Origin of the sequence: Reyranella sp., from assembly GCF_965249915.1 — a bacterium.
In the GTDB taxonomy this organism is placed as follows: Bacteria; Pseudomonadota; Alphaproteobacteria; order Reyranellales; family Reyranellaceae; genus Reyranella.
Map to the genome: position 1 here is coordinate 1,861,766 of NZ_OZ252257.1, position 25,858 is coordinate 1,887,623.

Annotated in this window: 30 protein-coding genes and 1 tRNA gene; 18 read left to right on the forward strand and 13 right to left on the reverse strand. The window is 65.5% G+C overall.

What is annotated here, in order from left to right:
* Positions 1-46: 46 nt before the first annotated feature.
* From ACP15H_RS09350 to ACP15H_RS09360, 3 genes are read left to right on the forward strand one after another with little or no spacing between them, the layout of a single operon-like run.
* Entirely contained in the window at positions 47-985 is a 939-nt protein-coding gene (locus ACP15H_RS09350) for an NAD-dependent epimerase/dehydratase family protein (protein WP_425065923.1), read from the forward strand.
* Positions 982-1,722 carry an SDR family NAD(P)-dependent oxidoreductase gene (locus ACP15H_RS09355; protein ID WP_425065924.1) on the forward strand — a complete coding sequence of 247 codons (741 nt, stop codon included), beginning with the start codon at positions 982-984 and terminating at the stop codon, positions 1,720-1,722. The genes ACP15H_RS09350 and ACP15H_RS09355 overlap by 4 nt, the downstream gene beginning before the upstream one ends.
* Positions 1,709-2,455, forward strand: coding sequence for a GntR family transcriptional regulator (locus tag ACP15H_RS09360; RefSeq protein ID WP_425065925.1), 747 nt, complete (start codon positions 1,709-1,711; stop codon positions 2,453-2,455). The genes ACP15H_RS09355 and ACP15H_RS09360 overlap by 14 nt, the downstream gene beginning before the upstream one ends.
* A 45-nt stretch (positions 2,456-2,500) precedes the next feature.
* Here the strand turns inward: ACP15H_RS09360 and ACP15H_RS09365 are convergent, their stop codons facing one another.
* The 3 genes from ACP15H_RS09365 to ACP15H_RS09375 form a co-directional block, all read right to left on the reverse strand.
* Complete coding sequence (locus ACP15H_RS09365; RefSeq protein WP_425065926.1) at positions 2,501-3,391, reverse strand: ABC transporter substrate-binding protein; 891 nt, start codon at positions 3,389-3,391, stop codon at positions 2,501-2,503.
* A gap of 148 nt (positions 3,392-3,539) precedes the next feature.
* Entirely contained in the window at positions 3,540-4,373 is an 834-nt protein-coding gene (locus ACP15H_RS09370) for an ABC transporter permease (RefSeq protein ID WP_425065927.1), read from the reverse strand.
* Complete coding sequence (locus ACP15H_RS09375) at positions 4,370-5,155, reverse strand: ABC transporter ATP-binding protein (protein WP_425065928.1); 786 nt, start codon at positions 5,153-5,155, stop codon at positions 4,370-4,372. The genes ACP15H_RS09370 and ACP15H_RS09375 overlap by 4 nt, the downstream gene beginning before the upstream one ends.
* A gap of 235 nt (positions 5,156-5,390) precedes the next feature.
* On the opposite strand from ACP15H_RS09375, the gene ACP15H_RS09380 reads away from it, so the two are divergent.
* From ACP15H_RS09380 to ACP15H_RS09390, 3 genes are all read left to right on the forward strand, one after another.
* On the forward strand, positions 5,391-6,413 hold the full coding sequence (locus ACP15H_RS09380) for a TauD/TfdA family dioxygenase (protein WP_425065929.1): 1,023 nt from the start codon (positions 5,391-5,393) through the stop codon (positions 6,411-6,413).
* A 30-nt stretch (positions 6,414-6,443) separates the two neighbouring features.
* Entirely contained in the window at positions 6,444-7,328 is an 885-nt protein-coding gene (locus tag ACP15H_RS09385) for an alpha/beta fold hydrolase (protein WP_425065930.1), read from the forward strand.
* Between the two features lie 158 nt (positions 7,329-7,486).
* Positions 7,487-7,648, forward strand: a complete 162-nt coding sequence (locus ACP15H_RS09390) for a hypothetical protein (protein WP_425065931.1) — start codon at positions 7,487-7,489, stop codon at positions 7,646-7,648.
* A gap of 54 nt (positions 7,649-7,702) precedes the next feature.
* On the opposite strand, the gene ACP15H_RS09395 is transcribed toward ACP15H_RS09390, so the two are convergent.
* Complete coding sequence (locus tag ACP15H_RS09395; protein ID WP_425065932.1) at positions 7,703-9,112, reverse strand: carbohydrate porin; 1,410 nt, start codon at positions 9,110-9,112, stop codon at positions 7,703-7,705.
* Positions 9,113-9,146: 34 nt separating this feature from the next.
* On the opposite strand from ACP15H_RS09395, the gene ACP15H_RS09400 reads away from it, so the two are divergent.
* Complete coding sequence (locus tag ACP15H_RS09400) at positions 9,147-9,791, forward strand: DUF4303 domain-containing protein (RefSeq protein ID WP_425065933.1); 645 nt, start codon at positions 9,147-9,149, stop codon at positions 9,789-9,791.
* A 7-nt stretch (positions 9,792-9,798) separates the two neighbouring features.
* Here ACP15H_RS09400 and ACP15H_RS09405 read toward each other — a convergent pair whose 3' ends face one another.
* The 3 genes from ACP15H_RS09405 to ACP15H_RS09415 all read right to left on the reverse strand — a co-directional run bounded on the left by ACP15H_RS09405 (position 9,799) and on the right by ACP15H_RS09415 (position 11,817).
* On the reverse strand, positions 9,799-10,083 hold the full coding sequence (locus ACP15H_RS09405) for a YciI family protein (protein WP_425065934.1): 285 nt from the start codon (positions 10,081-10,083) through the stop codon (positions 9,799-9,801).
* Between the two features lie 10 nt (positions 10,084-10,093).
* Entirely contained in the window at positions 10,094-10,693 is a 600-nt protein-coding gene (locus ACP15H_RS09410; RefSeq protein WP_425065935.1) for a TetR/AcrR family transcriptional regulator, read from the reverse strand.
* 191 nt (positions 10,694-10,884) lie between these two features.
* Complete coding sequence (locus tag ACP15H_RS09415; RefSeq protein WP_425065936.1) at positions 10,885-11,817, reverse strand: LysR family transcriptional regulator; 933 nt, start codon at positions 11,815-11,817, stop codon at positions 10,885-10,887.
* Between the two features lie 128 nt (positions 11,818-11,945).
* Here ACP15H_RS09415 and ACP15H_RS09420 point away from each other — a divergent pair, with 128 nt between their 5' ends.
* On the forward strand, positions 11,946-12,500 hold the full coding sequence (locus ACP15H_RS09420; protein WP_425065937.1) for a hypothetical protein: 555 nt from the start codon (positions 11,946-11,948) through the stop codon (positions 12,498-12,500).
* 116 nt (positions 12,501-12,616) lie between these two features.
* Here the strand turns inward: ACP15H_RS09420 and ACP15H_RS09425 are convergent.
* The 5 genes from ACP15H_RS09425 to msrB form a co-directional block, all read right to left on the reverse strand.
* A tRNA-Ser gene (locus ACP15H_RS09425) sits at positions 12,617-12,706 on the reverse strand.
* On the reverse strand, positions 12,684-13,025 hold the full coding sequence (locus tag ACP15H_RS09430; RefSeq protein WP_425065938.1) for a hypothetical protein: 342 nt from the start codon (positions 13,023-13,025) through the stop codon (positions 12,684-12,686). The genes ACP15H_RS09425 and ACP15H_RS09430 overlap by 23 nt, the downstream gene beginning before the upstream one ends.
* 208 nt (positions 13,026-13,233) lie before the next feature.
* The gene (locus ACP15H_RS09435; RefSeq protein ID WP_425065939.1) at positions 13,234-13,779 is read right to left on the reverse strand and encodes a thermonuclease family protein; all 546 of its coding nucleotides are present in this window, start codon (positions 13,777-13,779) and stop codon (positions 13,234-13,236) included.
* 75 nt (positions 13,780-13,854) lie between these two features.
* The gene (gene msrA, locus ACP15H_RS09440) at positions 13,855-14,364 is read right to left on the reverse strand and encodes a peptide-methionine (S)-S-oxide reductase MsrA (protein WP_425065940.1); all 510 of its coding nucleotides are present in this window, start codon (positions 14,362-14,364) and stop codon (positions 13,855-13,857) included.
* Positions 14,361-14,810, reverse strand: coding sequence for a peptide-methionine (R)-S-oxide reductase MsrB (gene msrB / locus ACP15H_RS09445; protein WP_425065941.1), 450 nt, complete (start codon positions 14,808-14,810; stop codon positions 14,361-14,363). The genes msrA and msrB overlap by 4 nt, the downstream gene beginning before the upstream one ends.
* A 183-nt stretch (positions 14,811-14,993) precedes the next feature.
* On the opposite strand from msrB, the gene ACP15H_RS09450 reads away from it, so the two are divergent.
* From ACP15H_RS09450 to mazG, 10 genes are all read left to right on the forward strand, one after another.
* Entirely contained in the window at positions 14,994-15,878 is an 885-nt protein-coding gene (locus ACP15H_RS09450) for a lytic murein transglycosylase (protein ID WP_425065942.1), read from the forward strand.
* A 118-nt stretch (positions 15,879-15,996) separates the two neighbouring features.
* Complete coding sequence (locus ACP15H_RS09455) at positions 15,997-17,001, forward strand: septal ring lytic transglycosylase RlpA family protein (protein ID WP_425065943.1); 1,005 nt, start codon at positions 15,997-15,999, stop codon at positions 16,999-17,001.
* Positions 16,985-18,277, forward strand: a complete 1,293-nt coding sequence (locus tag ACP15H_RS09460) for a D-alanyl-D-alanine carboxypeptidase family protein (protein WP_425065944.1) — start codon at positions 16,985-16,987, stop codon at positions 18,275-18,277. Before ACP15H_RS09455 ends, ACP15H_RS09460 begins: the two co-directional genes overlap by 17 nt.
* On the forward strand, positions 18,274-18,909 hold the full coding sequence (tmk, locus tag ACP15H_RS09465) for a dTMP kinase (RefSeq protein ID WP_425065945.1): 636 nt from the start codon (positions 18,274-18,276) through the stop codon (positions 18,907-18,909). Before ACP15H_RS09460 ends, tmk begins: the two co-directional genes overlap by 4 nt.
* A 3-nt stretch (positions 18,910-18,912) precedes the next feature.
* Positions 18,913-20,043 carry a DNA polymerase III subunit delta' gene (locus tag ACP15H_RS09470; protein WP_425065946.1) on the forward strand — a complete coding sequence of 377 codons (1,131 nt, stop codon included), beginning with the start codon at positions 18,913-18,915 and terminating at the stop codon, positions 20,041-20,043.
* Positions 20,044-20,212: 169 nt separating this feature from the next.
* On the forward strand, positions 20,213-21,817 hold the full coding sequence (gene metG, locus ACP15H_RS09475; protein WP_425065947.1) for a methionine--tRNA ligase: 1,605 nt from the start codon (positions 20,213-20,215) through the stop codon (positions 21,815-21,817).
* Between the two features lies 1 nt (position 21,818).
* On the forward strand, positions 21,819-22,607 hold the full coding sequence (locus ACP15H_RS09480) for a TatD family hydrolase (protein WP_425065948.1): 789 nt from the start codon (positions 21,819-21,821) through the stop codon (positions 22,605-22,607).
* On the forward strand, positions 22,598-23,368 hold the full coding sequence (locus ACP15H_RS09485) for an MBL fold metallo-hydrolase (RefSeq protein WP_425065949.1): 771 nt from the start codon (positions 22,598-22,600) through the stop codon (positions 23,366-23,368). Before ACP15H_RS09480 ends, ACP15H_RS09485 begins: the two co-directional genes overlap by 10 nt.
* A gap of 84 nt (positions 23,369-23,452) precedes the next feature.
* Positions 23,453-24,115, forward strand: coding sequence for a hypothetical protein (locus tag ACP15H_RS09490; protein ID WP_425065950.1), 663 nt, complete (start codon positions 23,453-23,455; stop codon positions 24,113-24,115).
* 71 nt (positions 24,116-24,186) lie between these two features.
* Positions 24,187-25,017, forward strand: a complete 831-nt coding sequence (gene mazG / locus ACP15H_RS09495; RefSeq protein WP_425065951.1) for a nucleoside triphosphate pyrophosphohydrolase — start codon at positions 24,187-24,189, stop codon at positions 25,015-25,017.
* A gap of 3 nt (positions 25,018-25,020) precedes the next feature.
* On the opposite strand, the gene ACP15H_RS09500 is transcribed toward mazG, so the two are convergent.
* Positions 25,021-25,854: an inositol monophosphatase family protein gene (locus tag ACP15H_RS09500; protein ID WP_425065952.1), complete on the reverse strand. Its 834-nt coding sequence runs from the start codon at positions 25,852-25,854 to the stop codon at positions 25,021-25,023.
* Between the last annotated feature and the right edge of the window lie 4 nt (positions 25,855-25,858).

Genomic DNA, 25,858 nt, shown 5'->3' on the forward strand with positions numbered 1-25,858 from the left:
CGCGACGGAACGGTTGTGGCAGGGTGTCACCTGCGGAGAAGGGAAGATGGATCGAGGTACAGTGCTTGTCACCGGTGTGGGCGGGATGATCGGGGCGGCCGTGGTCCGGCACCTGGTCGCCGAGGGACATCAGGTCGTGGCTTCCGACCGCGCGCCGCCGCCCGACTTCGATCTTCAGGGCCTCTCGGTTCCCTTCTTCGCCCATGACCTTCCCGATCCGTCTCGGTGGCACGAGGCGATCGTGAAGTTTGGCGTGAACCGGGTCGTGCATGCCGGCGGTGTCTCGGGGCCGATGCTGCTGCGCGATAATCCGAGCCGGGTGTGCGAGATCAATCTCGCCGGCCTGGGGGGCCTGCTCGAGGCAGCCCGTATTCACGATCTGAAGCGAATCGTCTGGTTCTCGTCGATCGTCGCCTATGGCTCGCGGCCCGATATCGAGCCGGTCTCCGAAGACACGCCCCTGCGTCCCGACACGGTGTACGGCGCCAGCAAGGCCGCTGGCGAGGCCCTGGTCCATGCCTACCATGCCGCGCATGGCGTGGATGCCGTTGCGCTCAGGGTAGCATCCTGCTACGGCCCGGGTCGTACGACGTCCTGCATGATCCGAACGCTCATCGAAGACGGCCTGAAAGGGCGCGTCAGCCGCATCCACCCCTCGCCGGGCAGGACGCGGCAGCACGTCTACATCGACGACGTCGTCGGTGCGGTAGGCGGCGCGCTGGCCTCGGAGACCCTGCGACAGCGCGTCTACAATATTGGCCCCGGCGTGGCGCAGGACCTGCCCGAAATCGTCGACCAGGTCAGGAAAGCCGTTCCGGGTGCGGCGGCCGTCGCCGATCCGGAGGGACAGGGCTGGAATACGTTCGGGCTGGGGCCGCTCGTCGTAGATGCAGCCCGTCGCGACCTTGGGTTCGACCCGAACACTTCGATTGCTGACGGCGCGATTGCCACGCGCGAATGGGTCCTGCAGAGGGACTGCGTATGAGCCTCACGCGTGAACTCGACCTGACTGGCCGCCGGGTTCTGATCACGGGAGCGGCAAACGGCTTCGGTGCGGCCATGGCGCAGCGCTTCCACGAGGCCGGAGCCCGGCTGATCCTTGCCGACATCGAGGAGCAGCCCGTGACCGCGGTTGCGGCGAAATACAATGCCGAAGCACTGTTCTTCGATCAGGCGGACCTTGCCTCCGTCGATCGACTGGCCACGCAAGCGGGCGCCGTGGACATCCTGATCAACAATGCCGGTGTACTGGTCGCAAAGCCGCTGCTCGAGACCAGTCTCGAAGAGATGAGGCGGACGATCGACGTCGACTTCGTAGGCGCGCTCCGACTGCTGCAACAGGTCGGCCGCGGCATGGTCGAGCGCAGGCGCGGCGTCATCCTGTCGATCGGCTCGCAAACCGCCTTCTGCGGCGGTGAAAACCGCGCGGTCTATGCCGCGGCGAAAGCTGCCATCATCCAGATCACGAAGGCGGCCGCGGTCGAATGGGGACCTCACGGCGTGCGCGTGCTGTGCCTGGCGCCCGGGAGATCCCTCACGCGCATGACGGTGCAGACCACCCAGGAGGGGAAATCGGGCGACCGGGGCCTGGCGCGCGTGCCGCTCGGCCGTTGGGGCACGGCCGACGAGGTCGCAAAAATGGCCCTGTTCCTTGCGTCAGATGCCGCGTCCTACGTGACGGGCGAGACGCTGATTGCCGATGGTGGTTATGTCCACGGATAACGTGATCGTTCCGGCCGTGCGCCGACGCAAGCCGACCTACATGGCGCCGTCGCTCATTGCCACCGAGATCGCACAGATACTTTCTGATCAGATCGTCTACCTTCAGATTGCGCCTGGGGCCCGCATTCACGAGGAGGAGGTGGGCGAGAATTTCGGGGTGAGCCGCTCGCCGGTGCGTGAAGTCTTTCGGATGCTAGAGGCCGACGGCCTGGTCATTCGAGCAGCCCGCAAGGGTGTGCGGGTCACGCCGATGAGCCGGCGCGACCTAGACGAGGTATATGCGTGCCGGAGCGGCCTCGAGGGCGTAGCCGCGGCGCAGGCAGCCCGCCATCTCGACAAGAAGGCGCAGAAGACGATCGAGGCCAATCTCGCGGCGATGAAGAAAGCGTTCAAGGCCAACGATGTACCGACATTCTTCAAGTACAACGTGGCCTTCACGCGTTCCATCCACGTGGCCTCGCAGAACCAGACCCTCATTCGCGTGGTCGCCGGCATCGAGAAGCAGGCCCTGCGCTACCGCTACCTTGCGCATCTTCAATCCAAGGAGATGCTGTCGATGTCGCTGGAGGGGCATGGCGAGGTCGCGGAAGCCGTGATTGCCCGCGATGCCACCCTGGCGCGACGCCGTGCCGAGCAGCTCATGCGGCGCGCTCATGGGGTTCTCGCCCGGGCGCTCGAACAATCGGCCTACGCCATCGCGGGCGACACCGATTCCCTCACCTTCGAGAGCTAGGATCGCAGCCGGGGACAGGGATGGCCCGGCCGCGTCCCATGCCTCTCAGGCTTGTGGAAGCGTGTAGTCCACCTTGCCGGGCGCCACTTCCCGAAGCAGATCGGGATAGAAGAGCGTATTCCAGTTCACCGGCTTGGGCAGCTTGTTGATGCTCTTCAACGCCGCCTCGGCGATCTGGAAGGCGATGATCGACTGCTGGTTCAGGTGTACCCCGAACGTCAGCTTGTCCATCAGCAGCTTGGTCAAGGGGAGGTCGAGCTTGAGGAACTTCGCCACGTCGACCGCGGCTTGGTCGCGCTTGGTGTTGATGACGTCGGTCGCCTCGACCAGGCTCCGCATGAACGCCACCGCGGCGGGCTTGTTCTTGGTCGCCCAGTCCTTGTTGACGTAAATGAAGACACGTCCCTCGATGATGCCGACATTGTCGATCACCAGCTGCGCGCCCTTCACCGACGAGGCGCCGCGCGTCAGCCACGGCTCCCAGGCGCTGTAGGCATCGATGTCGCCACGCTCGAGAGCGGCGACCATTTCCGGCGCCTCGACCTGCACGAACTTGTAGTCCTTGGGATCAAGCTTGAACTTGTTGACGACGGCCAGCCAGAACACCTCGCTGCCCGACCCGCGGGCGATGCCAAGACGCTTGCCCTTGAGCGCGTCCAGGTTGGCGACGCCCTTGCCGACGATGCCGTACCACCGCGCCAGCATGGCGCCTTCGGCTGCCACGACGACGTTGGGATCGAGCGCATGGTTCAGCAGACCGGCCTGTTCGGCGCCGAACGCCGACTGGATCTGATTCTGGATCACCATCGATACCATTGCCGATCCGCTCGGCCCGGTATTGAGCTGAACGTCGAGGCCGTTCTTGGCGAAAATGCCGGATTCCTTTGCCACGTAGTAGGCGGAGAACGATGGGTCGACCCCGGTCCCGATCACCATCTTCGCACTCTGCGCCCTTGCCAGTGACGGAGCGGCCACCATCGCGGCGGCCAACTTGAGTGCTGATCGACGCTTTACTTCAAACATTGCCCACTCCCACGATGGTGAAAAAACATGGATACGCTGGCCGGCGGCGTGCGACGGCCGTTCAAGTCGAGACGTCGTAGCGACCCGCGAAGCGAGACACGCCGAAGCGGAACAGTCGGTCTGCGGCGAAGCCCAGGATGCAGAGGGACACCAAGGCTACGAAGATGTCGCCGATCTGCATGTACATCCGGCCCTGCCAGAGCATGACGCCGAGGCCGGAATTCGCCGCTACCAACTCCGCCGCGACGATCGTCGTGAACGAGTTCGCCATGGCGATGCGCATGCCGGTGAGGATGTACGGAACCGTCGCGGGGAGGGCGACCAGGAAGAAGATCTGCGTCGAAGAGGCTCCGAGGGCCTGCGCGGCGCGTATCTTGTTCGCCGAGATCGCGCCGACACCGGCCGCGGTGTTCAGGATCACGATGAACACGGTCGTGTAGATGATCAGGAAGATCTTCGACCCTTCGCCGATGCCGAACCAGATCACCGCGATCGTGATCATCGCGACGGACGGGATGAAGCGCAGCGACTCCGTCCAGGGTTCGAGGATTTTCCGCGCCAGCGGAAAGCTGCCGATGACCAGGCCGATCGGGATGCCGATCAGCGATCCTAGAATGAAGCCGATGACGATGCGATGCAGGCTGGCGCCGACATTCTCGAGGAGTACCCCGTCCTGAAGCAGTTCGATGAAGCGCAGCAGCACCGCATAAGGGGGAGGGAACAGGACCGAGGCGACGACATAGGTCGACACCGCGTGCCAGACGAAGAACAGACTGAAAAAGCCGAAGACGTAGGGGAGCCAGTTCCTGATCGCCTGTCGAACGACCGAGGGCGAGGCGCTGATCTCGCGAGCTTCGCCGGTCATTCCCAGGGGCCGGGTCGATGCTTCGCTCATGCGGCTCTCCGTGTCGCGGCGCGCAGCACTTCCTCGCGAACCTGCGTGTGGATCTGATCGTACAGGGCGACGTAACGCGGATCGGCGCGGGTCCGGTCGCCGGGGATCTCGACCGGGAACGTCTTCTTGAGAGTGCCGCCCGGACCCGCCGTCATGACGCCAACCCGGGTCGCCAACACGATCGCCTCGTCGATGTCGTGGGTGATGAAGACCACTGTCACCTTCATCTTGTCCCAGATCCTGCGCAGCTCCGCCTGCATGCCGCCGCGGGTCTGCGCATCGAGCGCGCCGAACGGTTCGTCCATCAGCAGGATCTTCGGCTCGTTGGCCAGGGCACGCGCAATTTGCACGCGCTGCTTCATACCGCCGGACAGCTCGGTGGGATGCTTGTCCTCCTGGCCGCGCAAACCGACGAGCTCGAGATACTCCATCGCACGCTCACGGCGCTCCTTTTGTGGAATGCCGCGCAGGCGCAGGCCGAACTCGACGTTCTCGAGGGCCGTGAGCCAGGGGTAGAGCGAGTCGTCGCCCTGGAAGACCACGCCACGGTCGCGGGAGGCGCCGGTTATGGGCTTGCCGGCCAGCTCGAGCCGTCCCGTCGTCGGTTGCGTGAAGCCGGCCAGCAGGCTGAGCACGGTGCTCTTGCCGCATCCCGAAGGGCCGAGCAGGCAATAGAACTCGCCATTGTCGATGGTGAGATTGAAGTCGGCGACGGCAACCCATGACCGTCCTTCGCGGGAACGGAAGCTCTTGCCTATGCCTGAGAGTGTGATCAGCGACATGACAGACCAAGCGCAAGATCCATGCCGCCTCCCGCGAAGCCCGCAGCGCTTGGCTTTTCCGTGCTCGCTTCATGGCTCACTTGCTTTGCGTGCATTCGACGTCCCCACAAGGTCGTTGGCAATTTGGGGTGTACACTGTATACAAGATGGCCACAATGCCAAAAAATACGGCATTATATTTGCTTCGACGGGAGCGACTTGCGCTCTCGCTTTCGCCTTGCTGAAGGGTTTGAACATGGATTCCTCGATCACCCGGAGCGACTCGCTCGTGGATGTGAGCCGTCGATGGCCGTTGAGTGCCGTGCACAGTGCTCCTCTGCCGCGCAGCACCGCTTGGCGTCGCGACGATGTCACCGACAGAGACTGGCTGTTGCGGTTGCCGGAGGATTGTCTCGTCGAGATCGACGCGATCGTTCGCTTCCTGAGAGAGAACCCGATTCCGACCCTGGTGCTATCGCCGGCCGAGTTCGAACTGTCAGCCTGCCGGCTCTTTGCGGCCCGCTTGAAGGGCGTGCTCGAATCGGGCGCCGGCTTTGCGGTCGTCGACCGCCTGCCGATCGACAGCTACAGCAAGGAGGAATGCCTGGCGATCTACTGGCTGCTCAGCCAACTGCTGGCGCGGCCGGTGGCGCAGGCGTTCAGCGGAACGCTGCTTTATGACGTGCATGATACCGGGAAGAAGACCGACGTCCGCGTGCGTGCGGACAAGACGAACGAGGATTTGAGCTGGCACACCGACTACGGCTTCAATCATCCGCCACCTTACATCGGATTGATGGTGTTGCGCACCGCGCTGTCGGGAGGCGTGTCTTCCACCGGCAGCCTGCATACCGCGCACGAAGTCCTGCGCGCACGCGATCCGCGTCTGCTCGAAAGGCTCTACAAGCCCTACATCTGGAACCGGCAGGGGGAACATCCCGAGGGTAGCCCGATCTGCACCAGCAACCCGATCTTCTCCGATCACGGCGGGGAGCTGCGCTGTCGCTTCAATCGGGCCCTGCAGCCCGTCGGGTACAGGCTGATTGGGCAGGAGATCGACAAGGACGGCATGGACGCGCTGAACGCGCTGCACGACATCCTCTCCGAGCCGGAGAACCATGTCGACTTCGTGCTCGAGGCCGGACAGATGCAGTTCCTCAACAATGCCAGGATCGCGCACCGGCGCACCGCGTTCGTCGATCATGACGAGCCCGAGCGCAAGCGGCACCTGTCGCGGATATTCCTGCGCGACGAAGGCCATCGCAGCTACATGGGCTAACGGACGACAGGCCTGGATTCGGAGAAGAAGATGCCTTTTGCCACCACCGACGACGGCGTGAAGCTTTACTACGAAGAAGTGGGATCGGGGGCGCCGATCGTCTTCGTGCATGAGTTCGCCGCCGACCATCGTTCGTGGGAAGGGCAGATGCGGCATTTCGGGCAGCGCTATCGTTGCATCACCTGGAGTGCGCGCGGCTATCCGCCGTCCGACGTGCCGGAAACGCCAGAGAGCTACAGCCAGAACCGTGCCGCCGATGACATCGTGGCGATCCTGGATCACCTCGGGCTGGCGCAGGCCCACATCGTCGGCCTGTCGATGGGAGGTTTTGCGACGCTCCATTTCGGCTTCCGTCACGCCAAGCGTGCGAAATCGCTCGTGGTGGCAGGCTGCGGATACGGCGCGGAGAAGCAGGAGACGACGAAGTTCAAGGGAGAGGCGGAGGTGGTCGCGAGAACGCTGCTCGGCGAGGGCATGCAGAAGTTTGCCGAAAAATATGCCTACGGCCCTACGCGTGTGCAGTTAGAGAACAAGGACCCGCGCGGCTTCGCACAGTTCAAGAAGGAGCTGGGTGAACATTCGGCGCTCGGCTCGGCCAACACCCAGATCGGCGTGCAGGGCGCCAGACCCTCGCTTTACGATCTGGTCGAACAGATGCGGGCACTCACCGTGCCGACCCTGATCCTGACCGGCGACGAAGATTGGCCATGCCTGGCGCCCGGCATCCTGATGAAGCGCGAAATCCCCTCAGCGGCGCTCTCGGTCATGCCGAACTGCGGCCACACCATCAACCTGGAAGATCCCGACCAGTTCAATCGCCTCGTCGGGGACTTCGTGGTTCAGGTCGAGGCCGGCCGCTGGCCGCAGCGCGACCCGCGCGCTGTCAGGACGTCAATCACGGGAATGGAGAAGTAGCGGCGCCATGCCCGCCCCGAGCGACACGTGATCCGGAGCCGACTCGAGCGTTTGGATCATCCCGATCGTTCGTATTGAACCCCTCCTTGGTTCAGCCCTATGAAGGACGAAGGAGTGACGCGACGGCGTGCACTCCCAATTCAGAAGGGGGAAACGACATGTTCTTCAACGACTACATCGCGTCCACAGACCTCATTGCCATCGCCTTGGTGGTCATCTTCGGCCTGCTCGGGCTGGTGCGGCGACAGCGGGTCTGGTTGGTCGCGGCGACGATCGTGCTGGTGATCTGGGCCGTGATCCGCTTCGTCCGACCGTTCTGACGGCGGCGCGCCCCGGGAGCAAGTTGCGGCGCTCGGCCAGGCAACACGCGCTTCTTAGAAGGTCAATTTGACCTGAAGGCCCAACACCAGGGCGTTGGGAATCGTCGTCACGCCGTTTGGCCGGATCACATACTGGACGTTCGGCATCAACGAGAACCAGGGCGTCAGCTGCGCACGATAGTTGAACTCGATGGTGGTCTCGGCGGACTGAACGCTGACCGCCCCTGGCGCAGCGGTGTTCGCCACATTCTGCGCTCCGACCAGTGTGCTGCTCACCTTGCTGTAGCTGACCGCCAGGCCGATCGAGTCGTCGTCTCGCTCCGCAAAGGTTCCCTTCAGGAGCAGGCCGAGCTGGCCGATATATTCCAGCATGGCCGTGTCGGGGGCGGCATAGGCGATCACGGCAAAGGCCGTCAGTCCGCGGTCGGTCCCGGGCGCCGTGCGGTAGATCATCTGGTCGGCCTGGCCATAGAACCCCCAGCGGCCATGGGCCAGCGCCTGCGGTCCGCCGACGGGGGATCCGAGGTAGGGCACGTCGGACGTATCGAAGTATCCGCCGAGTCTATAGTGGCCCTTCAGCCCAGCCGTCCCGAGGCGCGGCTGCCAGCCCAGCTGGGCCGGCATGATGACGCCAGTGGCACCGGAAATCCCCAGCTTGAAGCCGTTGGCCGGTGCGGCCAGCGTCGGGTTCACCTCGTAGACGCCCGTCTGGAAGTAGACCTCGTCGGAGAGACTGACCTTCGCCATGCCGCCCCAGCTGCCGGTGGGATAGATGGTGAAGCCGCTGTTCACGACGATGGCGATCTGTCCGCAAAAGCCGTTGTTCTGGAAGTAGCAGTAGATCGGTGAGGTCGCGAAGTCGTCCGAGGCGTGCAGCCAGCCGAACTTGATGCGAAGGCGATCCTCCAGCAACAACTGCTCGTAGGACAGTTCGGCCAGCCGTACGTTCTGTCCGGCGCCGTAGATTTCCTGCACGGAGATGAAGCTGCCGATCGTGTTGGCGGCCAGACTCTGGCCGGCGCGCTGGGTGAAGGTCATGTGGAGCTTGGCCTTGGGCAACCCGATCAGCTTTTCGAGATCGAAATCGGCGCCAGCGTCGACCTGTTCGGTATAGGCCGCGCCTTGCTTCAGTCCGCCGATGGGATTGGCTGCGGATTCCGCAATGTGGTGGGCGCGCAGCGTGACGCCCCTGGTCTCGAGATCGCTTCGTGTCCCGCCCCAAGTCCCGGTCATGTACTGGCCTCGCAACCACGACGACAGGCCCGGGTCTGCCGCCGGCGGTCCGTCGGCGCGCGCGGATCGGCTGTGCAGCGTGGTCGCGCCCAGAAACGCACACCACAAGGCGACCGCGGCGCCGCTGATCAGCCATCTCCCCGGTATGACCCAGCCCATCGCCCGACCGACGCTGGCGAGAGCGCCCCGGCGAAGGCTCGGACTGGCCATGTCGAGGACCTCGCTGATCATAGTCCTCAGCTACCCGATCTCAGGGGCGGAAACCATGGTGCCGGACGCTGCCCGGAATTCCTCGCCCTGGCAGGCGGGGACGCCCTGCAACGCATGTGCATTTGGGGCGTTTGCCGAGACTATGAATGCAAGCCAGGACAAACTCACCGAGGACATAGAGCGGGCGGCACGGAGTTCGTTCTCCGAGCTCCTGACCCGGCACAGGGACGAAACGTTCTATGCGTTCGCCCTCTATACTGATGAGTCGTGCTTTACCGTCCTGCCCGCGGCGAATTCCCTGGAGCAGTATCACGCCTCTCTGCAGAGGATGGACGCCACGGAACCCCAGGAACGGGCGGCTTACAAATGGTCGAGCGCCGATTGGGCCTCCGAGTGTTTCGCGGCGCCTTCCTTCGACGGAATCTGTGAGCAGTTGAGCCAACGTGCCAGCATGCTTCCGGGTGACCCGGTCACGTTCGCCACGTTCAAAGCCGAAGTACACCACGCCATGACGGTGGCGTTGAGGCGCCTCGACGACGGCGGCTTCTTCGGAGAGCGTCGGGGCGGGCTCGTCCTGTTCATCACCTCGTCCGACGACGAGGAGGCACAGGAGTTGGAAGAAGTTTCGGCGAGGGCATTGAACCCACCCACGGTCTACGAGGCTTTTCGCCGGCGCTACGCCGTGGATGGCTGCCAATGAGTGCGCTTCAGGCTTTCAGAAAGGCAAGCCGTTCATCGGTACGGATCGGCGCAATCGCCAGTATCTCGGCGTGCACCACGCCCTCGGCAACGAAGGGATCTTGCTGAACGCGCGCTTCGATTGCTTCCGGCGACACATCGTGCGCGAGGATCGCCCCGCCCACATTCGGCTGGAGACCGCCCGCCAGCAGGAACACGCCCTCGTCGAAGCCGCGCTTCAGCCAGGCATTGTGCCCGTCCATGAACTGCGGCGCCTTGGGCTTGTTGATGAAGCGGAGGGTGATGACGAACATGGCTGCTCCTTCAGGGGGATCGGCGAGGCGGGGGCAAGGACGCATCCGGGCACTGGTCGTGCAGCCAGGCTTCGAGGTCGGCGACCTCGCGTCTGATGAAGCGCTCGTCATGGAAGGCGGTCGCAAGCGTCGCGACGCCCTGACTGCGCATCAGCACATGAAGAGCCAGCGCGTCGGCATCTGCTGCACGCCCGAGCGCGGAAAACTGGCCGCTGAGCCAGCTACGGAACAGCGCAAACAGACGGGCTGCATCGGCCTTGGCCGCATGATCGAGTTTTGCCAGCTCGTTGCAGAGCGTTCCGACCGGGCAGCCATGCGCCATGATCCTCGTCCGGTTGGCGATCAGGATGCGGAAGAAACTGCGGATCCTTTCCGCGGGTGAGCGGATGTCCCGTTCCCATGCGTCCAGCATGTCGCGCGTCGTTTCCAAGCGGTGCCGAATCACCGCGTCGAGAATCTCGTCCTTGGTCTTGAAGTGATAATAGAAGTTGCCCCGGGACAGGCCGAGTTCCCTGGCGATGTCGGCAAAGGAAGTCGCCTCGAATCCGCGCTCGTAGAAGAGCCGATCTGCTGCCTCCACGATTTGTTGTCGGGTTTCGTTCGCACTCATGCGTCGCCTGATTTCCCCGAGACATCTGCCCTACGCAATTAGGACAAACGTCCTAAATGAGTCAAACCGAAGGTTGGGGAAGCCCCGCCGTAACGGATAGAGGCGCGCCATCGAAGACGTGGCGCGAGCGTCGAAGACGCGGGTCCGCCGCGTCCGGACAGTGCTGTTATCGGCGTCGAACCGATGAGTGCCTAGCTTGCCTTGTCGACACTCCAGACAGGCGGGGAGCCAATGCTCTCGCGCAAGGCAGTTGTGACGAGGCGAAGACGCGCCGACGGTTGTTCCAGAGTGCGCAGAAGCCAGACCCCGGTAGGGGCGGCGTTCCAGGGCTCGCCTTCCAGACGCAGCCGTATCAAATCCTGTGTCCGGACATCGTTGCCCACCACCCAATCCGGCAGGAAGGCGATTCCCACGTTGCCCAGCGCGGCCAGTCTCATCGCCTCGAAATCGTCGCAGCGGAACACCGCCTGGCTGATCGGTCCGGCGCCTCTCGGCTTGGCCGCCACGTCGCCCCAGCCCAGCAGATCGGCGCCATGGATCTTGTCGATCAACCGATGGCCGGCGAGTTCCGCCACCGATCCAGGGCGTCCGGCACGAACCAGATAACCGGGGCTCGCCACCAGAAGCCGGTATTGATCGGCGAGCTTCGAGGCAATCAATCTACTGTCGGCCAGCCGCCCGATCCGGATCACCGCGTCCAGCCGATCGAGGACCGGATCGGCCAGGCGCTCGGTCAGGTCCAGTTCGACCGTCAACTGCGGATGGTCCGCCATCACCTGCTGAATCGCGGGAATGACATAGCGTTTGCCGAAGGTTGGAAAGCAGGCCAGGCGAAGCACACCCGCGACCGCACCATCGAACGCCGCGATCTCCGCATGCGTGTCGGCAAGCTGGTCGAGCAGGGGGCGTGCACGCTCGAACAGACGTTCGCCAGCATCGGTCATGGTCAATGCCCGCGTGGAGCGGATCAGCAGGGGAACACCGAGCGAGTGCTCGAGTGCGTCGATCTGCCGGACGATCGCCGAGGGCGTCTGTCCTCGCCGCCGCGCGGCTGCAGAGAAGCTGCCCTGCCTCACCACCTCGGCGAAGACCGCCAGATGCTCGGCGAAGCGGGGATCCTTCATGCGCTCCATCTTTGCGAAAGGCGCAAAACCGTTTGTGGCAGAGCGCGCATTATCATCGCGGGATTGTCGAGCCATCTCAAGGTCAACGAAAGACGCATTCATCTCGCCGAACGGGCAAAGGAAATCCCATGAAGATCCTCGACCAAATTCTGTCGCAATCCGCCTATTCGCATGAGATCGACGTCCCGCTGGCACAGGTCGATATCGCCGACTGGCTCTTCAACCTGCCGGAGGCGGAGTATCAGCGCTGCTGCGTGCCCGATCACATTGCGGTGGGCACCACGACCACGGACGATGGCCAACGCATGTCGATCAATGTGGAGATGATCGGCACGACCCTGATGATCCAGCACTATGTCGCCGAAGAAGCCACGCCGGCCTACGTGCGGATGAACTCGATCTCGGACGCCTTCTCGTCGAACGGTCGCACCCAGGTCAATGTGCTCTGGGAGCTGATTGCCGAGGACGCCGGAAACGGACGCACCCGCTACACCAACCGCGTCACCGCCCGCCCCACCGACGCCTTCATGGCCTTCATCGATGCGCACGGCATCGCGTACGCGGATGCTGCTGCGGCCCGCCAAGCGGCCGGTAGCGACCACAATCGCCGCGAGACGCCGCTGTTCGCCGAGAGCATCGCCCGCCGCGCGAAAGGGGTAAACGCCGTGAAGGCTTCTAGGTAACGATGAATCTGGCCCGGCGGAGGTGCGCTCTCCGGCCGAGGCCTCGATGACCGAAGTCGGCCCGCACGATCTTCCTTCGCGTACGGGACAGCGCTGTAGGTCTTGGGCGGGCGGACTGGCGGAGGGGGTGGGATTCGAACCCACGGTGGGCGTGAACCCACGCCGGTTTTCAAGACCGGTGCCTTAAACCGCTCGGCCACCCATCCAGCTCAGCGAGATCAGATACTCAGGCACCGCCGTGATTGCAACAAAGCCGAATCTCCAGTAGCGGCGGCGCATGGCGGATGATTTTTGCCTGATGCACGATCCCGGCCTCGGATATACGCCGAAGCCCGGCATTCGCGGCAGCGGGGCAGGCGGCTGGCCCGTGACGATCGACGCTGATGGAATCCCCTGCGGCGAAGGGCTGGACGGCCCGGTGAAAGGCGGCCGATTCTCGCCGTCGGCGATTCCTACACGTTCGGCGAGGAAGTCGGAGACACGGAGACCTGGCCGGCGCAGCTTCAGCAGATCTTCGGCGATCAAGTGAGGCGGCACCCGGCAGACCTGGGGATGCCGATCGCGCTCACCTGATCGAGCGGCCGGTGCAGACTGTCGACACCTTTCCGCGATTCGCGGTCGGGCCAGCCGCCGCGTCGTTCCACGTCAACACCCACCTGAGCGGACGCGGCAACGCGATGGTCGCCAGCCAACCGGCCGCCCGGCTATCCGATCTATCCTGGCAGCCGGCCGCTCAACCGCCCTGTTCGCGCTTCAGGGCCTCGCGCCGGACCATGGCGCGCCACTCGGCGGGCGGCATGCATTTGTGGGCGTGGATGCCTACCTTGCGAAGCGCGGCGTCGCGTTCGTCGACGCCGTAGGGGTCCTTGCCGTTGACGGGCAGCGCCCAGGCCCATCCGGCCGACACCATCTTTTCCTGCAGGTCGTCCTCGCCGGCGAAGCACTGCGCCACCGGCGGACGGGTCTTGCGGTCGGGGTCGACCAGGCGGCAGGTCACCGGACGGCCGGCGATGAACTCCTCCAGCGCCTTGCGGGCCAGGGTGCCGGCACGCCACTGGCCGTCGTCGCAGGTCTGGCTGCGTTCGGGCGCGTCGATGCCGAACAGGCGCACGACCTGGGGGCCGAACTTGACCGTGTCGCCATCGACCACGGTGAAGCGGGGCTTCGGCACCGGCGGCAGCGCCGTGTCGTCGTCTGAGGATTGGGCGGCGGCGCCCGCCGCCCCCGCCAGTAGGGCAAGCAGGGCGAGGACAGCGAGGGGGGAGGCAGCGGCTTTCAAAGGCGTGACCTTGCGGCAAATCTTCAGGGCCGCTGCCTTATAGCACCCCGCGCGGCGTCTGCACGCCCGAGGGCTCTAGGCTGCCTTGGTGCGGACCGGCAGCCGCCAGTTCGGGCGCACGAAGTGGCAGGTGTAGCCGTTGGGGATGCGCTCCAGGTAATCTTGGTGCTCGGGTTCGGCCTCCCAGAAGTCGGAAGCTTCGGTGACTTCTGTGACGACCTTGCCCGGCCACAGGCCGGAGGCGTCGACATCGGCGATCGTGTCCTCGGCGACGCGGCGCTGCTCGTCGTTCGTGTAGAAGATCGCCGAGCGGTAGGAGGTACCGCGGTCGTTGCCCTGGCGGTTCAGCGTCGACGGATCGTGGATCTGGAAGAAGAACTCCAGAAGCTTGCGGTAGCTGATCTTCGCCGGATCGAAGACGATCTCGATCGCCTCGGCGTGTCCGTCATGATTGCGGTAGGTGGCATTCGCCACGTGGCCGCCGGTATAGCCGACCCGCGTCGAGAGGACCCCCGGCATGCGACGGATAAGGTCCTGCATGCCCCAGAAACAGCCGCCGGCCAGTACTGCGCGTTCTTCGCTCATTTCACGTCCTCCACCTGATCGAGATAGGCGCCATAGCCCGCCGCTTCCATGTCCTTGCGGTGCACGAAGCGCAGCGAGGCCGAGTTGATGCAGTAGCGCAGCCCGCCGCGGTCGCGCGGGCCGTCGGGAAAGACATGGCCGAGATGGCTGTCGCCATGCTTGGACCGCACCTCGATGCGCACCATGCCATGCGAGCGGTCGTGCAGCTCGGCGACGTTGGCGGGCTCGATCGGCTTGGTGAAGCTCGGCCAGCCGCATCCCGACTCGTATTTGTCGGACGAGGCGAACAGCGGCTCGCCGGACACGATGTCGACGTAGATGCCGGGCTCCTTGTTGTGCAGCAGCGCGCCGGTACCGGGGCGCTCGGTGCCGCTTTCCTGGGTAACGTACAACTGTTCGGGCGTGAGCTTCGCCAAGGCTTCGGGAGTCTTCTTGTAGGTCTGCATTTCGCGCTCCTGTCGCATCTTGCCTTCGTAGGGAGAATATAGGGAGCGGGGGGCGCGATGTCAGGGGGACGAGGCAGCAGGCCGACGATCGCACGCTCCACGAGGTCGCCATAGTGTGCGCAAAATTTGCCGCCACACGGATATCGATTCCCGTAAGGGCAACGAACAACAAGCGGACGCTTCATGATCACTCGCAGACTCCTGTGTGCCGGCGCTGCCGTGGCGCCACTGACGGCCTCCGTGCCGGCCTTCGCCCAGGGTGACGGACGGTTCCCGGCCGCCTTTCTGCAGGGGATCCGGCAGGAGGCGCTGCGCGCAGGCGTCGACCAGAGGACACTCGATGCAGCGCTGGCCGACATCCGCGAGGTACCACGCGTAATGGAGCAGGCGCGCAACCAGCCAGAGTTCAAGATGACGTGGGAGCGCTATCAGGGGCTCGTGGTCTCCGACGAGCGCATCAAGCGCGGCCGCGCGCTGCTGGCCGAGAACCGCTCAGCGATCGAACGCTTCGCCGGACCGGCCGGCCTGCCGCCGCAGGTCGCCGTCGCGCTCTGGGGCATCGAGAGCAATTACGGCACGCGGCTCGGCGACTTCGAAGTGGTCGAGGCGCTGGCCACGCTGGTCCACAACAACTTCCGCGCCAAGTTCTTCCGCGAGCAGCTCATCGCCGCGCTGAAGATCCTGTCGCAGGGCCATATCGGCCTGCACGCGATGAAGGGTTCGTGGGCCGGCGCGATGGGCCAGTGCCAGTTCATCCCGACCAGCTTCCTCGCCTATGCCGCCGATGGCGACGGCGACGGCCGCAAGGACATCTGGACCAACAAGCTCGACGTCTTCGCCTCGATCGTGAACTACCTGCGCAAGGTCGGCTGGCGGCCGGGACTGCGCTGGGGCGACGAGGTGTCGGCGGCCGCCCAGGGGGGCGGAGGCGGGCGCGTCGTGCGACCGGCGGGAGCGGGCGGCCCGGCCTACCAGACGACGGAGAATTTCAAGGTGATCCTGCGCTGGAATCAGTCGGATTTCTTTGCCCTCGCCGTGGGTCTCCTGTCTGACCGGATCGCCGCCTGAAGAGGCCGGCGGAAGGGTGCTCCTCCAAGCGCCCAAGATGATGTACAATGTGAACATCATGCCGCTAGCGTTGGTAAAACTGAGATTTCCCCTGTCCGGCGCACTCCGCTTTTGCGGTATGGCAGCCGTGGCGGCCAGCCTCGCCGCCTGCGGATCTTCCAGCAAGGGCGGGGGCTCGGGCGCCAGCGGCAGCGTGGCCCAGCGCGGCACCTACAAGATCGGCCAGCCCTACAAGATCGACGGCGTCACCTACACGCCGCAGGAGACCTTCACCCTCAGCGAAACCGGCACGGCCTCGTGGTACGGGCCGGGCTTTCACGGCAAGTCGACGGCCAACGGGGAACGCTACGACCAGGCCGATCGGACGGCCGCCCACCGCACCCTGCAGATGCCGGCTATCGTGCGCGTAACAAATCTCGAGAACGGCCGTAGCACGGTGGTGCGGGTCAACGACCGCGGCCCCTTCGCCCGCAGCCGTGTCATCGACCTGTCGCGCACGGCGGCGGAGGAGATCGACATGGTCGGCAAGGGGACGGCGCGGGTGCGCATCGACCAGCTCCAGGCCGAAAGTCTGGCGGTGAAGGACGTCGCCTTGAGCGGCGGCGGACCCGCCGAACAGCAGCAGGCGGTGGCCCAACTCGCGAGCGGCAAGCGCGCGGCACCCGTGCCGACCCCGGCCCCCCCACCGGCGCCTGTCCCCGTCGAGGCCCCGCCGCCACCGGTCATGCAGGCCTCCTACGAGCCGCCGCCGGCCGCTCCCGCACAGACCGTATATGCGACCCCGCCGCGCAATGCCGTGCCGTTCGGGGCGCCGCGGTCCGCGTCGGGCGATGTCCCGCCCACCATCGCGTCGCTTTCGGCGACGACGGCCACGGCGACACCTTCGTCGCAGCTCAGCGGCTTCTTCGTGCAGGTCGGCGCCTTCTCGACACATGAAAATGCCGAGAAGCAGCGCGGCGCCGTGCGCAGCTATGGCAACCCCGAAATTTCCCAGGTCTCGGCCAACGGACGCGATGTTTATCGCGTGCGGCTGGGGCCCTATACCACTCAAGATGCGGCCGGCATTGTCGCCGACCGGCTCAAGCGTTCAGGCTATGGGGATGCCCGTGTGGTCGCTGAATAGGGTCTATCGCGCCGGACTGGCGCTCGTCGCCGTCGCCGGCCTGGCCGGCCTCTCGCTCTCTGCCTTCGCCCAGCAGGACCCGCCGAAGAAACCGGCGACCCAGCAGAAGCCGCCTGCCAAGCCGCGCGCCCCGGCGGCGGCAACCGCCAAGGCCGCACCCAAGGAGCCCGCCGGGCCGAAGGTCGAGTCGCTGCCGCCGTCGCAGGTTGGCATCGGCACGCTGGCGCGCCATGCCTTCATGGTCGATCCGCAGACCTCGACGGTGCTCCTCTTCAAGGACGCCGAGACGCCGATGCCGCCGTCGTCGATGGCAAAAATGATGACGATCTACATCGTCTTCGACGAGCTGGCCGCTGGCCGGCTGAAGCTCGACACGCGCTTCCGGGTCAGTGAGAAGGCGCGCAACATGGGCGGCTCGCGCATGTTCCTCGAACTCGGCAGCGAGGCTACGGTCGAGGACCTGATCAAGGGCATGATCATCCTGTCGGGCAACGATGCCTGCGTCGTCATCGCCGAGGGACTCGCGGGCAGCGAGGAGGCCTTCGCCGAGCGCATGAACAAGCGCGCGAAGGAAATCGGCATGACCAGGACGGTATTCAAGAATGCGTCGGGCTGGCCGGCCGAGGGCCAGTACACGACCGCGCGCGATCTCGCCTTGCTGGCCTGGCACACGATCGACGATTACCCGCAGTACTATAGGTACTATTCCGAGACGAACTGGACCTACAACAACATCCGCCAGGAGAATCGCAACCGGCTGCTGAAGATTACGCCCGGCACCGACGGCCTGAAGACGGGCCACACGGAAGAGGGCGGCTACGGGCAGGCCACCTCGGCGGTGCGCGACAGCCGTCGCCTGATCCTGGTCGTCAACGGCCTCACCTCGATGGCCGAGCGGGCGCAGGAGACGGCGCGGCTGATGGAATGGGGCTTTCGCGAGTCCACCAACATCACGGTGTTCCGCGCTGGCGACATGCTGGTCGAGGCGCCGGTGTGGCTGGGCGCCCAGGACAAGGTGCCGCTGGTCATCCCGAAGACCGTGCAGCTCACGGTGCCGGCGGGTCAGACCGCGTCGCCGAGGGTCGTCGTGAACTTCGACGGACCGATCGCCGCGCCGATCGTCAAGGGCACCCGGATCGGCACCGCCGTCCTCACCCTGTCCGACAACCGGACCATCGAGTACCCACTGGAGGCCGGCGCCGACGTGGCGCGCATGGGCGTATTCAGCCGCGTTGCCACGATGCTGCAGCATTACATGTTCGGCTGGATGTCGTGAGGGAGACGCAGGGGCGCTTCATCACGCTGGAGGGCGGAGAAGGGGCGGGCAAGTCGACCCAGGTCGCCCGCCTCAAGGAATTGATCGAGACGCGCGGCCACGAGTGCATCGCCACCCGCGAACCGGGCGGCGCGCCCGGCGCCGAGATGGTGCGCAAGCTGCTGGTCGAAGGCCCGGCGGAGCGCTGGGACGGCGTGACGGAAGCGCTGCTCCATTTCGCTGCCCGCCGCGAGCATCTGCGCACGACCGTGCTGCCCGCCATCGCCCGCGGGGCCTGGGTCGTGTCCGACCGCTTCGCCGATTCGACCATGGCCTATCAGGGCTACGGCCACGGCATCGACCGCGCCATCCTGGGCACGCTCTACGACATCACGGTCGGCGCGTTCCGACCCGATCTCACCCTGATCCTCGATCTGCCGGTCGACACCGGTCTCGCGCGTGCCGCGTCGCGTCGCGGCAAGGAGACGCGCTACGAGTCGCTGCCGCTCGACTTCCATGAGCGAGTGCGGGCGGGTTTCCTCGACATCGCCGCCGCCGATCCCGAGCGCTGCGTCGTGATCGATGCGACCGCCGCGATCGACGACATCGCGCGGGCGATCGGCGATGCACTCTCGACGCGTCTCGGGTCCTGAGACTTGGCGCGCGGCAAGACGCCCTCCGATCCGGCCGAGGCCGAGAAGCTCGAATGGCCCTATGCCTGGCCGCCGCCGTGGCGCAACGACCGGCTGTTCGGGCACGAGCAGGCTGAGAAGACGATGCTGGCGGCGCAACAGAGCGGACGCCTGCACCATGCGTGGCTGCTGACCGGACCGCGCGGCATCGGCAAGGCGACGCTGGCCTGGCGCTTCGCGCGCTTCCTGCTGGCGGGACAGGATCAGGGCGGATTGTTCGGCGGCGGCCCGGAATCGCTCGACGTCCCGGCCGAGGCGCCGGGCCGGCACCTGGTCGATGCGCGTTCGCATCCCGACCTGTTTCATCTGCGCCGTTCGCTGAACCGCGATACCGGCCGCATGCGGGCCGAGATCGCCGTGGACGATGTGCGCGATCTGGGCGGCTTCATGCACATGACGCCGGCGATGGGAAAGGCGCGGGTCGCCATCGTCGATTCGGCCGACGAGATGAACCGCAACAGCGCCAACGCGGTGCTGAAGATTCTCGAGGAACCGCCGCCCAACGCCGTGCTGCTGATCGTGGCGCATGCGCCGGGCCGGCTGCTGCCGACCATCCGCTCGCGCTGCCGAAGGCTCGCTTTGCAGCCTCTGTCCGAGGACACTGTCGTGGAGTTGCTGGGCATCCATGCGCCCGACACGAAGCCGGAGGAGAGAAGGGCGCTCGCCCGCCTTGCCGAGGGCAGCATCGGGCGCGCTCTGGAACTCGGGGCGGCTGGCAGCCTCGACCTCTATCGCGAGATGGTCGAGGTGCTGGCGACCCTGCCCGATCTCGACATGCCGCGGCTGCATGCGTTCGCCGAGCGATTCGCCAAGCGCGGGGAGGAGGCGAATGCCGACTGGCGCTCGCTCAACTACCTGTTCGACGGCTGGCTGAAGGGCCTGATGCGACAGGCCGCGCTTGCCACGGAAATTGCACCCGTCGTGCCGATGGAAAGCGGCCTGCAGGCACGCCTGCTGGCGGCGGCCGGCCTCGATCGCTGGATGGCGGCAGCGGAAGAGGTAGCCAACCTTTTTTCCAGGGCCGACGCGGTCAATCTCGACCGCAAGCAGACCGTGATGGGCAGCTTCCTGAAGCTGCAGGCGGCCACAAGATGAGCGTGCCGCTACGGCGCCGACTCTTGATCCACAGGGATAGGCATGGGAAAAGGTCGCCCATGTTGCCCCGGTCCGACATCAGAGACTCGCTCCCCTGCGCACGAATGCGGGGCTGAACGCGCTTGAGTCTCGTGCCCCGGGAGGGGCGGCCGTTCGGAGTTCAGTCATCATGTCGGGCAACAGTACCTATTACGTCACCACGCCGATCTACTACGTCAACGACGTGCCCCACATCGGGCATGCCTACACCACGCTCGCCTGCGATGTGCTGGCGCGCTTCAAGCGCCTCGACGGCTATGACGTCCATTTCCTGACCGGCACCGACGAGCACGGCCAGAAGATCGAGACCGCCGCCGCCGCCGCCGGCTTGCAGCCGCAGGCCTTCACCGACAAGGTGAGCCAGTCGTTCCGCGACCTGATCGGCGTGATGAACTACAGCCCCGACAACTTCATCCGCACGACCGAGCCGCGCCATTACGCGGCCTGCCAGGCGCTGTGGGAGAAGCTGGTCGCGGCCGGTGACATCTATCTCGGCAAGTATGCCGGTTGGTACTCGGTGCGCGACGAAACCTATTTCGTCGAGGGCGAGACCGAGGTCGGGCCGGACAACAAGCGACGCGCGACATCGACCGGCGCCGAGGTACAGTGGGTCGAGGAGCCGTCGTATTTCTTCAAGCTGTCGGCCTGGACCGATCGGCTGCTCGACTTCTATGAAAAGAATCCCGCGTTCATCGGTCCCGACAGCCGTCGCAACGAGGTGATCAGCTTCGTTAAGGGTGGCCTTCAGGATCTGTCGGTTTCCCGCACCAGCTTCTCCTGGGGCATTCCGGTGCCCGGCGACGAGAAGCACATCATGTACGTGTGGCTGGACGCGCTCACCAACTACATCACCGAGTGCGGCTACCCCAATCAGAACAATCCGCTGTGGAAGTACTGGCCGGCCAACCTCCACATGGTCGGCAAGGACATCATCCGCTTCCATTGCGTGTTCTGGCCGGCCTTCCTGATGGCTGCGAGCCTGCCGCCGCCGCAGCGCGTCTTCGCGCATGGCTGGTGGACCAACGAAGGCCAGAAGATCTCGAAGTCGCTGGGCAATGCCATCGATCCGGTCGATCTGGTCACGACCTATGGGCTGGACCAGGTTCGCTACTTCCTGCTGCGCGAAGTGCCGTTCGGCAATGACGGCGATTTCTCGCGCCGCGCCCTGATCGGTCGCATGAACGCCGACCTCGCCAACGCCTACGGCAATCTCTGCCAGCGCGTCCTGTCGATCGTCGCCAAGAATTGCGGCGAGAAGGTTCCGCCCAAAGGTGAGCTGGTCGAGGCCGACACGGCGCTGCTCGAGCGGGCGCGGAGCCTGCTGGCCATCGTGCGCAGCGAGCTCGACGAGCAGGCCTTCCACAAGGCACTGACCGCCATCTGGGAAGTGATTGCCGATGCCAACCGCTATGTCGATGCGCAGGCGCCCTGGGCGCTGGCCAAGACCGACCCGGTGCGGCGCGACACGGTGCTATGGGTGCTGGCCGAGACGATCCGCCGGGTCACCCTGCTGGTGCAGCCGTTCATGCCCGGGTCGACGGCCAAAATCCTCGACCAGCTCGCGGTGCCGGCCGAGAAGCGCGTCTACGCAGCGTTCGACGAGGAGCTGGTCTCCGGCACCGCGCTGCCGCCGCCGCAGGGTGTGTTCCCACGCTTCATCGAGCCGGCGGCCGAGCCCGTCGCCAAGCCGCCGAAACCGCCAAAGGCCCCCAAGCCGCCCAAGGCTGCAGGCTGACATGCTGATCGACAGCCACTGCCATCTCGACTTCCCGGAGCTCACGAGCGACGAAAGCGGGGTGCTGGCGCGCGCGCGCACGGCCGGGGTCGCCGGCATGCTGACGATCGGCACGCGGCTCGACCAGTTCGAGCGGGTGCGGGCGATCGCCGAGCGCCACGACAATGTCTGGTGCTCGGTCGGGGTCCATCCGCACGAAGCGAAGGAGGAGGGGCAGCACACCCCTGATCGCCTGATCGAGGCGACGCGTCATCCCAAGGTCGTCGGCATCGGCGAGACCGGGCTCGACTTCTATTACGAGCATAGCCCGCGCGAGGAGCAGGCCGAGAGCTTCCGCGCCCATATCGCCGCCGCGCGCCAGACCGGCCTGCCACTCATCGTCCACACGCGCAATGCCGATGCCGAGACCGGCGACATGCTGGAAGAAGAATACGGGAAGGGCGCCTTCCCCGGCCTGATCCACTGCTTCAGCTCGGGGCGCTCCGTGGCCGAACGGGCCCTGGCGCTCGGCCTCTACATCTCGATCTCCGGCATCGTGACCTTCAAGGCGGCCGAGGATCTGCGCGCCATCGTCCGCGACGTCCCGCTCGACCGGCTGCTGGTTGAGACCGACGCGCCCTACCTGGCGCCGATCCCCAAGCGCGGCAAGACCAACGAGCCCGCCTTCGTCACCCATACCGCGGCCAAGGTCGCCGAACTCAAGGGCGTGAGTCTGGCCGAGCTGGAGGCCGCAACCACCGAAAATTTCTTCCGGCTGTTTGCCAAGGCGGAGCGTTCGAAGTGCGCGTGACCATCCTGGGCTGCGGGACCTCGGCGGGCGTTCCCCGTGTCGGCGGGCCGGGCGGGAAGGGCGAGTGGGGGGCGGCCAATCCGTCGGACCCGCGCAACTGCCGCAGCCGCTGCTCCATCCTGGTGCAGGACCAGGGCAAGACCATACTGGTCGACACCTCGCCCGACCTGCGCAGCCAGCTGCTGGCCGCCGAGGTCGAGAAGGTCGACGCGGTGATCTGGACGCACGATCACGCCGACCAGTGCCACGGGATCGACGATCTCAGGCCCTTCGCACTGCGCCAGGGCGAAATCGAATCCTGGTCGGACGAGCGAACCTACGGCGTGCTCAGCCGACGCTTCGGCTACTGTTTCCACGCCGAGGGCAACGGCTTCTACAATCCGATCTACCGCCACACCGTGATCTCAGGTCCTTTCCAGGCCGCCGGCCTGCCGGTCGTGCCGTTCCTGCAGGACCATGGGACGATCCCGTCGACGGGTTTCCGCTTCGGTCCGGTCGGCTATGCCAACGATGTCGTGATGCTGCCGGAGGAGTCGCTGCAGGCGCTGGAGGGGGTCGAGGTGCTGATCGTCGACGCGATGCGCTACCGGCCGCACCCGACCCACGCCCATCTCGACCGCGCCCTGGAGTGGATCGACCGGCTGAAACCGCGGCGGGCGTTCTTGACCAACCTGCATGTCGATATGGATTATGCCGAAGTCGATCGGACGACTCCGTCCCACGTGACGCCTTGCCATGACGGTCTTAAAATCGACCTCTAGGGTGAATAATTGTTTTATTCCAGATGGTTACCCGGAATTCCTAATCTGAAGAAAGAGCGTAAACGAAACGAGTCCGGACGCCGGATGTTCTTGGCGGGCGCTGCGGCGACGGGATTCGTCGCCTCGGCGGCGCCGCTCGAAGCCCAGACGGCCAACCGGCTGGACCCCGGCGGGCTCACGTTTCGCGATTTCGGCACGCCTGACAACGGCACCAGTTTCACCCGCGGCGAACAGAGCATCGGCGGCGGCACGACCCAGAGCTTCACGCGTGTCCTGGGCATCGATCCGACCACCCAGGCCGTCCGGCTGCGCTTCGACTCGGTCAAGGTCGAACTGCTTTTGCCCATGGGCTGGCAGGCCAGCGAGGATGGGGAGCGGGGCGTCGCCTACACGCTCGACAAGCGCATCCGGCTGATCATCTGGCGGGTCGATTTCACCTATGAAGGCGTCAAGGACGCCGAGCACTACGCCGCCACCAAGGCCGGCTCCATGAAGGCCCGGCGCCCGGGCGTTCAGGCCCAGGCCCGCAAGCTCCGAGACGGCAGCTTCGTGATCGTCTACGAGAACGTGCCGAAGGGGCCGTCCGACACTGGCGGCCCGCGTACCGTGTTCGACTGGGTCTATCCCAATCCGGCGAACCCGAAGGTTGGCCTCCTTGTCACGCTCGGCATGCCCGCCAACGAGGCCGGTCGCGGCCTGCAGCTCTTGGCACTCCTGACACAGAACATGCGGATCGATTGGCAATAGGCTGATATCTCGATAATATCCGTATTTGTCATAATATATATTATACGATAATTGGGAATGAGTTGGACGGCATGAGTTCAGGCAAGCCCACCCCGGAATCGCTTCCCAAAGAACCGCTGCCGCGCCTGCTGGCCGTCATGGCCTGGCTGCGCGACCGCCAGCATGGCTGCCCGTGGGACGTCGACCAGACCTTCCGCACCATCGCGCCTTACACGATCGAGGAAGCCTACGAGGTCGCCGACGCCATCGAGCGCGACGACATGCCGGCACTCAAGGAGGAACTCGGCGACCTGTTGCTGCAGGTCGTCTATCACAGCCAAATTGCCAGCGAGGCTCGGGCCTTCGCCTTCGACGACGTCGCAGCCGCCATCGCCGACAAGATGGTCGACCGCCATCCGCACGTGTTCGGCGACATGGACATCAAGACTGCCGATGCCCAGACCGTGTCCTGGGAGGCCCGCAAGGCAGCCGAAAGGGCGGCCAAGGGCGCCAACGAAGGCACGCCAGGGGCGCTTGATGGAGTGGCGCTGGCCCTTCCCGCCCTCATGCGTGCCGAGAAGATTCAGAAGCGCGCCGCCCGGGTCGGCTTCGATTGGGCCACGATCGGTCCAGTCATCGACAAGATTGAAGAGGAACTGCGCGAGCTGCGGGTCGAGCTGGAGGCCGGAAAAGTCGAACAGGCCAAGGTTGCGGATGAACTTGGCGATGTCCTGTTCGCCGTCGCGAACCTGGCTCGCCACTGCAAGGTCGACCCGGAGGTGGCTCTGCGGGCCACCAACGACAAGTTCGAAAAGCGCTTCCGCCACATCGAGCGCCGCCTGGCCGAGACCGGCCGCAGGCCGGCAGACGCCAGCCTCGAAGAGATGGAAGCCCTCTGGCAGGAAGCCAAGACGCGGGTTTGAGCGCTACGCCTTTGGCGTCAGCAGCGACAGGCGCGAGGCTTCGAGGAGCGCCCTCGCTTCGTTCAGCGCCTGGTCGGTCGAGGCGGTGATCAGGCCGGCATTATGCGGCTGGGCCGGCGTGTAGGGTGCCGCGCCGAACTGGACGGCGTCACCGCCCGCCTCGCGCATCATCAGGGTGCCTGCGGCGTGATCCCAGGGTTTGGTCGTGCGGTAGAGGCTGAAATTTGCGCGACCCGAGAGAATCTCGAGATATTCGGCCCCTGCGCATCTCAACGTCGTGATGTTGCCCAGGCGAGCACGTTGCCCGGGGCTCAGCTGCTCGTCGAAGGATTTCGCGATCTTGTAGCCCACGAAGCCGTTCAGGGCTCCCGTCGTCGGCCTGCCCCGTACCAGGGTGCCGTCAAAGGTCACCCCGCCCCCCCGCTGGGTCACGGCCAGCCGGTCGTTCGGCACGTCGAGGATCCAGCCGGCGACCGCGGCCGCGTCCTGTACCAGGCAGATGATGATGGCGAAGCGCTCGCGGCCCGCCGCGAAGTTCGCGGTCCCGTCGAGCGGATCGACGATCCAGCAGGCCTCACCCGGACGGCCGATAAGGTCGAGAAGGCCCGCATCCTTCTCGACGGCCTCCTCACCCACGACCGGTACGCCCGGCAGGATCTTGGCGAGCCCGCTGGCCAGTCGCTGTTCGGCCGCGACATCGGCCACCGTGACGATATCGCCCGGCCGCTTCTGGCGGACGTCGTCCTTCGAAAGATTGCGGAAACGCGGCAGCAGCTCGGCTGCCGCCGTCTCGCGCATGAGTTCGGCGACCCGGTCCGAGCCGCCGGAATCGAGCATCGGC

Excerpts from the sequence above, each read along its gene's own strand:
- ACP15H_RS09350 (WP_425065923.1), top strand. The coding sequence starts at position 47 with ATGGATCGAGGTACAGTGCTTGTCACCGGTGTGGGCGGGATGATCGGG.
- ACP15H_RS09355 (WP_425065924.1), top strand. The coding sequence starts at position 982 with ATGAGCCTCACGCGTGAACTCGACCTGACTGGCCGCCGGGTTCTGATC.
- ACP15H_RS09360 (WP_425065925.1), top strand. The coding sequence starts at position 1,709 with ATGTCCACGGATAACGTGATCGTTCCGGCCGTGCGCCGACGCAAGCCG.
- ACP15H_RS09365 (WP_425065926.1), bottom strand. The coding sequence starts at position 3,391 with ATGGTGATCGGGACCGGGGTCGACCCATCGTTCTCCGCCTACTACGTG.
- ACP15H_RS09370 (WP_425065927.1), bottom strand. The coding sequence starts at position 4,373 with ATGAGCGAAGCATCGACCCGGCCCCTGGGAATGACCGGCGAAGCTCGC.
- ACP15H_RS09375 (WP_425065928.1), bottom strand. The coding sequence starts at position 5,155 with ATGTCGCTGATCACACTCTCAGGCATAGGCAAGAGCTTCCGTTCCCGC.
- ACP15H_RS09380 (WP_425065929.1), top strand. The coding sequence starts at position 5,391 with ATGGATTCCTCGATCACCCGGAGCGACTCGCTCGTGGATGTGAGCCGT.
- ACP15H_RS09385 (WP_425065930.1), top strand. The coding sequence starts at position 6,444 with ATGCCTTTTGCCACCACCGACGACGGCGTGAAGCTTTACTACGAAGAA.
- ACP15H_RS09390 (WP_425065931.1), top strand. The coding sequence starts at position 7,487 with ATGTTCTTCAACGACTACATCGCGTCCACAGACCTCATTGCCATCGCC.
- ACP15H_RS09395 (WP_425065932.1), bottom strand. The coding sequence starts at position 9,112 with ATGATCAGCGAGGTCCTCGACATGGCCAGTCCGAGCCTTCGCCGGGGC.
- ACP15H_RS09400 (WP_425065933.1), top strand. The coding sequence starts at position 9,147 with ATGGTGCCGGACGCTGCCCGGAATTCCTCGCCCTGGCAGGCGGGGACG.
- ACP15H_RS09405 (WP_425065934.1), bottom strand. The coding sequence starts at position 10,083 with ATGTTCGTCATCACCCTCCGCTTCATCAACAAGCCCAAGGCGCCGCAG.
- ACP15H_RS09410 (WP_425065935.1), bottom strand. The coding sequence starts at position 10,693 with ATGAGTGCGAACGAAACCCGACAACAAATCGTGGAGGCAGCAGATCGG.
- ACP15H_RS09415 (WP_425065936.1), bottom strand. The coding sequence starts at position 11,817 with ATGAAGGATCCCCGCTTCGCCGAGCATCTGGCGGTCTTCGCCGAGGTG.
- ACP15H_RS09420 (WP_425065937.1), top strand. The coding sequence starts at position 11,946 with ATGAAGATCCTCGACCAAATTCTGTCGCAATCCGCCTATTCGCATGAG.
- msrA (WP_425065940.1), bottom strand. The coding sequence starts at position 14,364 with ATGAGCGAAGAACGCGCAGTACTGGCCGGCGGCTGTTTCTGGGGCATG.
- msrB (WP_425065941.1), bottom strand. The coding sequence starts at position 14,810 with ATGCAGACCTACAAGAAGACTCCCGAAGCCTTGGCGAAGCTCACGCCC.
- ACP15H_RS09450 (WP_425065942.1), top strand. The coding sequence starts at position 14,994 with ATGATCACTCGCAGACTCCTGTGTGCCGGCGCTGCCGTGGCGCCACTG.
- ACP15H_RS09455 (WP_425065943.1), top strand. The coding sequence starts at position 15,997 with ATGGCAGCCGTGGCGGCCAGCCTCGCCGCCTGCGGATCTTCCAGCAAG.
- metG (WP_425065947.1), top strand. The coding sequence starts at position 20,213 with ATGTCGGGCAACAGTACCTATTACGTCACCACGCCGATCTACTACGTC.
- ACP15H_RS09480 (WP_425065948.1), top strand. The coding sequence starts at position 21,819 with ATGCTGATCGACAGCCACTGCCATCTCGACTTCCCGGAGCTCACGAGC.
- ACP15H_RS09490 (WP_425065950.1), top strand. The coding sequence starts at position 23,453 with ATGTTCTTGGCGGGCGCTGCGGCGACGGGATTCGTCGCCTCGGCGGCG.
- mazG (WP_425065951.1), top strand. The coding sequence starts at position 24,187 with ATGAGTTCAGGCAAGCCCACCCCGGAATCGCTTCCCAAAGAACCGCTG.
- ACP15H_RS09500 (WP_425065952.1), bottom strand. The coding sequence starts at position 25,854 with ATGCTCGATTCCGGCGGCTCGGACCGGGTCGCCGAACTCATGCGCGAG.